This window comes from Mycobacterium sp. (assembly GCF_046095365.1).
Classification (GTDB): Bacteria; Actinomycetota; Actinomycetes; order Mycobacteriales; family Mycobacteriaceae; genus Mycobacterium.
Genome location: NZ_JBJTJF010000131.1, coordinates 1 through 6,707 on the forward strand (window position 1 = coordinate 1; position 6,707 = coordinate 6,707).

The 6,707-nt window shown below is 70.2% G+C and carries 4 protein-coding genes and 2 pseudogenes; 3 read left to right on the plus strand and 3 right to left on the minus strand.

Features of this window, described 5'->3' with window-relative positions:
• Together infB and rbfA are read left to right on the plus strand one after the other, a co-directional pair.
• Positions 1 to 2,002, plus strand: a 2,002-nt coding sequence (gene infB, locus ACKOQ4_RS10635) for a translation initiation factor IF-2 (protein WP_526291597.1), incomplete at its 5' end; no start/stop codon positions are given.
• Between the two features lie 27 nt (positions 2,003 to 2,029).
• Positions 2,030 to 2,473: a 30S ribosome-binding factor RbfA gene (gene rbfA / locus ACKOQ4_RS10640; protein WP_526291599.1), complete on the plus strand. Its 444-nt coding sequence runs from the start codon at positions 2,030 to 2,032 to the stop codon at positions 2,471 to 2,473.
• Here rbfA and ACKOQ4_RS10645 read toward each other — a convergent pair.
• The 3 genes and pseudogenes from ACKOQ4_RS10645 to ACKOQ4_RS10655 all read right to left on the minus strand — a co-directional run bounded on the left by ACKOQ4_RS10645 (position 2,470) and on the right by ACKOQ4_RS10655 (position 6,289).
• Positions 2,470 to 3,864 carry a phenylacetate--CoA ligase family protein gene (locus tag ACKOQ4_RS10645; protein WP_526291601.1) on the minus strand — a complete coding sequence of 465 codons (1,395 nt, stop codon included), beginning with the start codon at positions 3,862 to 3,864 and terminating at the stop codon, positions 2,470 to 2,472. The two genes, rbfA and ACKOQ4_RS10645, sit on opposite strands and share 4 nt — an antisense overlap.
• A pseudogene (locus tag ACKOQ4_RS10650) lies at positions 3,842 to 4,611 on the minus strand (enoyl-CoA hydratase). The gene ACKOQ4_RS10645 and the pseudogene ACKOQ4_RS10650 overlap by 23 nt, the downstream one beginning before the upstream one ends.
• A gap of 43 nt (positions 4,612 to 4,654) precedes the next feature.
• Positions 4,655 to 6,289 (minus strand): CocE/NonD family hydrolase, encoded by a 1,635-nt coding sequence (locus ACKOQ4_RS10655; protein ID WP_526291603.1) that lies wholly within the window; start codon positions 6,287 to 6,289, stop codon positions 4,655 to 4,657.
• A 37-nt stretch (positions 6,290 to 6,326) separates the two neighbouring features.
• Here ACKOQ4_RS10655 and pptH point away from each other — a divergent pair.
• A pseudogene (gene pptH / locus ACKOQ4_RS10660) lies at positions 6,327 to 6,707 on the plus strand (ACP phosphodiesterase PptH); the annotation flags it as partial.

The following is a 6,707-nucleotide window of genomic DNA, read 5'->3' on the forward strand; positions in this document are numbered from 1 at the left end:
GCAGTTCGAGGGTGTCGTCGCCCACCGACTGGGTGGCGGTGACCATCTCGCCGAGGTTGAACAGCGCCTGCACCAGCGCGGCGGTGCCGCCGGCGCCTTCGGCCGTCCCGGCGGTGCCCCGCGGCGCGGGCGCAAGTCCAAGCGGGCCAAACGCGCCGAGTACGAGAACATGCAGGCCCCGGTCGTCGGCGGCGTGCGCCTCCCGCACGGCAACGGCGAGACCATCCGACTGGCGCGCGGCGCGTCGCTGAGCGACTTCGCCGAGAAGATCGACGCCAACCCCGCCGCCCTGGTGCAGGCGCTGTTCAACCTCGGCGAGATGGTCACCGCCACCCAGTCGGTGGGCGACGACACCCTCGAACTGCTGGGCAGCGAGATGAACTACGTCGTCCAGGTGGTGTCGCCGGAGGACGAGGACCGCGAACTGCTGGAGTCCTTCGACCTGAGCTACGGCGAGGACGAGGGCGACGAGGAGGACCTTGAGCAGCGGCCGCCGGTGGTCACCGTCATGGGTCACGTCGATCACGGCAAGACCCGCCTGCTGGACACCATCCGCCAGGCTTCCGTGCGCGAGGGCGAGGCCGGAGGCATCACCCAGCACATCGGCGCCTACCAGGTCTCCGTCGAGCACGACGGCGTCGAGCGGCTCATCACCTTCATCGACACCCCGGGTCACGAGGCGTTCACCGCCATGCGTGCCCGCGGCGCGAAGGCCACCGACATCGCGATCCTGGTGGTGGCCGCCGACGACGGCGTGATGCCCCAGACGGTGGAGGCGATCAACCACGCGCAAGCCGCCGACGTGCCGATCGTGGTGGCGGTCAACAAGATCGACAAGGAGGGCGCCGACCCGGCCAAGATCCGGGCTCAGCTCACCGAGTACGGCCTGGTCGCCGAGGACTTCGGCGGCGACACCATGTTCGTCGACATCTCGGCGAAGGCCGGCACCAACATCAAGGCGCTGGAGGAGGCGGTGCTGCTGACCGCCGACGCCTCGCTGGACCTGCGGGCCAACCCCGACATGGAGGCCCAGGGTGTGGCCATCGAGGCGCACCTGGACCGCGGCCGCGGCCCGGTGGCCACCGTGCTGATCCAGCGCGGCACGCTGCGCGTCGGGGACTCGGTGGTGGCCGGCGACGCCTACGGCAGGGTGCGCCGGATGGTCGACGAGCACGGCGAGGACGTCACCGAGGCGTTCCCGTCGCGGCCGGTTCAGGTCATCGGGTTCACCTCGGTGCCCGGCGCCGGCGACAACTTCCTGGTCGTCGACGAGGACCGCATCGCCCGTCAGATCGCCGACCGGCGCAGCGCGCGCAAGCGCAACGCGATGGCGGCCAAGGCCCGCAAGCGGATCAGCCTGGAGGACCTGGAGTCCGCACTCAAGGAGACCAGCCAGCTCAACCTGATCCTCAAGGGCGACAACGCCGGCACGGTGGAGGCGCTCGAGGAGGCCCTGCTGGGCATCCAGGTCGACGACGAGGTGGAACTTCGGGTCATCGACCGCGGTGTCGGCGGTATCACCGAGACCAACGTCAACCTGGCGTCGGCCTCGGATGCGATCATCATCGGATTCAACGTCCGCGCCGAGGGCAAGGCCACCGAACTGGCCAACCGCGAGGGTGTGGAGATCCGCTATTACTCGGTGATCTACCAGGCGATCGACGACATCGAGAAGGCCCTCAAGGGCATGCTCAAGCCGATCTACGAGGAGAAGGAACTGGGCCGGGCCGAGATCCGCGCGCTGTTCCGCTCGTCGAAGGTGGGCAACATCGCCGGCTGCCTGGTTCAGTCCGGGATCATCCGGCGCAACGCCAAGGCCCGGTTGCTGCGCGACAACGTCGTCGTCGCCGAGAACCTCACCGTTTCCTCGCTGCGCCGGGAGAAGGACGACGTCACCGAAGTCCGCGAGGGCTTCGAGTGCGGTCTGACGCTGACGTACTCCGACATCAAGGAGGGCGACGTCATCGAGAGCTACGAGATGGTCGAGAAGGAACGCGTCTGATGAACCGCCCGGTCGAAGGCCAGGGCCGTGGCTGATCCCGGACGGGCCAAGCGGCTCGCCAAGCGGATCTCGACCATCGTCGCATCGGCGATCGAATACGAGATCAAGGATCCGCGGCTGGCCGGGGTGACGATCACCGACGCCAAGGTCACCGGTGACCTGCACGACGCGACGCTCTACTACACGGTCATGGGCCGATCCATCGACGACGAGCCGGACTACGCCGGTGCCGCCGCGGCGCTGGAGAGCGCCAAGGGTGTGTTGCGCAGCAAGGTCGGTGCCGGCACCGGGGTGCGCTACACCCCGACGCTGACCTTCATTCGCGACACCGTGCCCGACGCCGCGCACCGGATGGAGGAACTGCTGGCGCGCGCCCGCGCGGCGGACGCCGACGTCGCACGGATTCGCGCCGCGGCCACCCCGGCCGGCGACGCGCAGCCCTACCGCCTGGCCGAGGAGGACCCGGACTAGACGGTTCCGCCGGCCGCGGAGATCACCTGCCGGTACTTTCCGCTGGCGATGTCGTGTCGCGGCGGATCGGGGTCGCGGACGATCTCGACGTCCGGAACTCCTTGCTCGGCAAGGTATTGCGCCAGCGCCGCACATGCCCGGCTCCAGACCTGATCCGGCTGGGTTCCGGGGCGCAGCTCCAGGCGCAGGGTCAACGCATTCGGGCCGGTCTGGACCAGCTGGCTGCGATAGACACCGGGCGTCTCGTCGATCACCGAACCGACGGCCAGTGGCAGCACGTCGACGCTCGCTCCGCCGCGGCCGCGCAGCCGGAGCACGTCGTCGCGCCGTCCCGCCACCCGGATCGCGGGCAGCGGGTTGCCACACGGGCACGGGTCCGGGCGTTCGGTGACGGAGTCACCCAGGTCGTAGCGGATGACGGGCTGCACCCGGTTGGCCAGATTGGTCAGCAGCACGGTGTGGGACCGCCGCCCGCGCGGCGTCGGGGTGTAGTCGGCCTCGACCGGTTCCAGGATCACCCAGTCGGCGTTGACGTGCAGCCAGCCGTGCGCACAGTCGAAGGCGATGAGCAGGAACTCCGAGGCTCCGTAGGCGTTGTGCACGACATGCTCGCCGAACGCCGCGGCGATCCGGGAGCGGCCAGGTGAGTCGAAGGACTCGCCGCCGAGTTCGACGATCACCGGGCGCAACCGCAGTCGACCCGCCGACTGCTCGGCGGCCAGCAACTCCAGGGCGCTGGGGTAGCTGGTCAGTATCGCCGGCCCGAACCTGTTGAGGGCGGCCACCAACTCCGCCAGCGGCTTCTGCAGCGAGAACGCCCGCCAGGTATTCCGTCGCCACCAGTGCCGGCGGCTCAGGTAGGCGACCCAGCCCTCGCCGGCGAAGTGCCCGCCGGTGCCGACGACCACCGCCCAGCGGGCCTGGCGGGCGAGCAGTTGCAGCCACTGCCTCCCGGAGAGCCAGGCCACGTCCATCGGAAGGCTGAGAGCCTCGTAGACCCGGCAGGCGCCGCGGTCGTGCACGAACAGACCCGGAAGCCCGGTGGTGCCCGATGTCGAGCAGACGAAGTACTCGCCCAGAAACGGGGTCCCGGCCGGCAGCGGGCCGGCGACGAACGCCTGTACGCCGGCCAGGGTGACCTGCGGGTCACACACCCAGTCGCCGAAGGAAGCCATCAGCTGCCGTTTGGTGACCGGCGGCAGCGCGGTGAACTCTGAAGTGGTGACAGCCGCGTAATGCCGTTGATAGAAAGGGGAATTCGCGCGCGCATGGGCAACGAGCGCCCCGGTGCGCTGCCGGCGGAGCGCCTCGATCGCGGCCCGGCCCCGGCGCCGGGTGCGGATCAGGTCGAGGGTGACTCCCAGGGCGCTAGCCGACCTGCGCCCGGCCACGTTCCATCACCGAGGCGCGGCTGGCGGCGATGTCGTCGCCGGTGGCCGAGCGCATCCACTTGCGGGCCGCCTCGGCCTCCATCCACAGTCCGGCGCTGGTCGCCTCGGCGTCGATGCCGTGGTAGGACTCCAGCAGCGCCCGCACCGCCTTCCGGTTGTTGCCCACGATCGACGCCGCGACCGCACGGGCCGCCGGCATCAACTGCTCGTGCGGCACGACCTCGGTGACCAGTCCGGCCCGCAGCGCGTCCGCGGCGGACAGGTAGTCGCCGGTCAGGCTCATCCGGCGGGCCATCCCGATGCCCACCTTCTGCGGCAGCCGCACGCTCAGGCCCCAGGTGGGCAGCAGTCCCACCCGGGCGTGGGTGTCGGCGAACCGGGCGCGTTCGGAGGCGACCAGGATGTCGCAGTACAGCGCCAACTCCAGGCCCCCGGTCACCGCGGCGCCGTTGACGGCGCCGATCACCGGCTTGCTCATCGGCGGCCACTTCGGCGAGATGTCGGGCAGTTCGGTGGTGTTGCCGAGTTCCTTGAGGTCCAGGCCCGCGCAGAACACCGGGTCGGCGCCGGTGACGATCACCACGTCCACGCCGTCGTCGGCCTCGGCGTCGCGCAAGGCGGCGAAGAACTGACTGCGCAACGCGGCCGACAGTGCATTGCGGGACCCCGGGCGGTTGAGCTGAGCGTGATGGTGCGGACGCGGTCGGCGGTGTCGGTGAGCAGGATGCCGGAAGCCTCAGAAGCCATAGCCACACCGTAGCCCGCGAGCCGGGGCACCCCTGCCGCGGTGTCAGCCGGGCCGGCCCACCGGAAGGGTCAGTCGAGTCGCCTCCCCGTGATGGACGACGTGGGTCGACGGAACCATCCGGTGACCGCTGAGCACGGGTTCCCCGGTCCCGAGGTTGCGGGCGAAACGCGGATGGCATCCGCCGGCCACCAGCACCCGGATCCGCGAGCCCGGGCCGAACCGGTGTGCGATCGGGTCCAGGTCGAGCCGGATCGGTCCGGCCGGCGCGGCGTCGAACCGGCGGAACCCGTCGCTGACATTGCGTGACCGCCCCTGCGGATCGACCTCGCTCAGGCGGACGAAGACGTCGAAGTGCGGGTTGTCGGTGCGGTAGTCGAGTTCGATCTCCGGGTGGCCGCAGACGCACATCGCGGCGTCCAACGGCTCGCCGGTGAAGCTCAGCACGTCGGTGCGGGCGGCCAGGGCGGTGTCGTCGCGGAATCCCGAGCCCCGCGTCAGCAGCCTGCCGCCCATCGTGGGCGTGGGGTCGGCCGGGTCGAAGCGGAACGTGGACGAGCACGTCGAGTCGGGGGCCTCAGGCCTCAGCCGACCGCCCGCCTCGAGGAAGAGCACCCGGTCGGTGGTCGGTGGCGGCCAGTCGGCGAGTTCCACCCAGCCCGGACGGTCCCGCCCGGTGACGTAGACCCGGACCGGGCGCGTGCGGGGGGCGGGGGACCGGTTGCCGGCGAGGTGTGCCCCCAGCCAGGTCAGCGTCTCCGCGGCGGCGTCGCCGAGGGCCCTGGTCACCATCTGTTCGTGGGTCCAGGGTCCGACGGTCATCGCCACGTCCACGCCGCGGGCGCGCAGATGCCGGTACTGGGTGATGGTCTGGTCGATGAAGATGTCCTGCCAGCCGCTGATCAGCAGCACCGGCACGGCGCAGCGGTCCAGCGCGTGGGTCATCCGCATCGGCTCCCAGAACGGGTCGTCGACGTCGGGATGCTCGATCCAGGACTCGTACCACGGCGATCCCCGGCCCAGCAGCGCTCGCCCCGACTCGCCGAGCGGCACGCCGTCGGTGGCCCCGGCCAGCCGGCGCCGGGCACGGAACTGGAACGCCACCCGGTTCAACGCGGAAGTCTCCTGGTTGGCCACCATGTCCGACCACCCCAGGAAATCGTTGAGGGCGAACGCCCCTCGGCCCCAGGACGACTGGTGCAGGTCATGTGGGCCGACGCTGATCACCGCCGCCGCGAGTTCGGGGGGCGGATCGGCCAGCAGCGCCCACTGGGTGAAGCCGAGATAGGACAGTCCGATGGTGCCGAAGGTGCCGGTGAACCACGGCTGTTCGCGCAGCCACACGACGGTGTCGGCGGCGTCGTCGGCCTCGTGCACCATCGGCACGAAATCACCGCCGGAGCCGAAAGTGCCTCGCACGCTTTGCAATACGACGTGGTATCCGCGGGCCGCGTAGATCTGGGCGTAGACGAAGGAGAAAGGGAAACCGCGGCCGTAGGGCCCGCGCACCAGAATGGTTCCCAACGGCTGGTTGGTCACCGGTGCGTAGTGGTCGGCACGCAGCACGATGCCGTCGCGCATCGGGACCGGGATACCGCGGCTCACCACGTAGTCCGTCGACGGGGCCGGCAGTCGCAGGGCGCGGCCGACGGTGCGGTCGCTCAGTCGTGTGCTCGCCACACCATCACAATATTGAACGCCAGTAGGCTGGTCGGCTGTGGCTCCCACACTCTGGGCGATCAGCGACCTGCACACCGGGCACACCGGCAACAAGCCGGTGACCGAGTCGCTGTACCCGGCGACCGATGAGGACTGGCTGATCGTCGCCGGCGACGTCGCCGAACGCACCGACGACATCCGGTGGTCGCTGGATCTGCTGAGGCGGCGGTTCGCGAAGGTCATCTGGGTGCCGGGCAACCACGAACTGTGGACCACCGGCAAGGATCCGATGCAGGTTTTCGGCCGGGCCCGCTACGACCACCTGGTGCAGATGTGCGACCAGATGGACATCGTCACTCCCGAGCATCCCTACCCCGTCTGGACCGGGCCGGGCGGGCCGGCCACCGTCGTGCCGATGTTCGTTCTCTACGACTACACG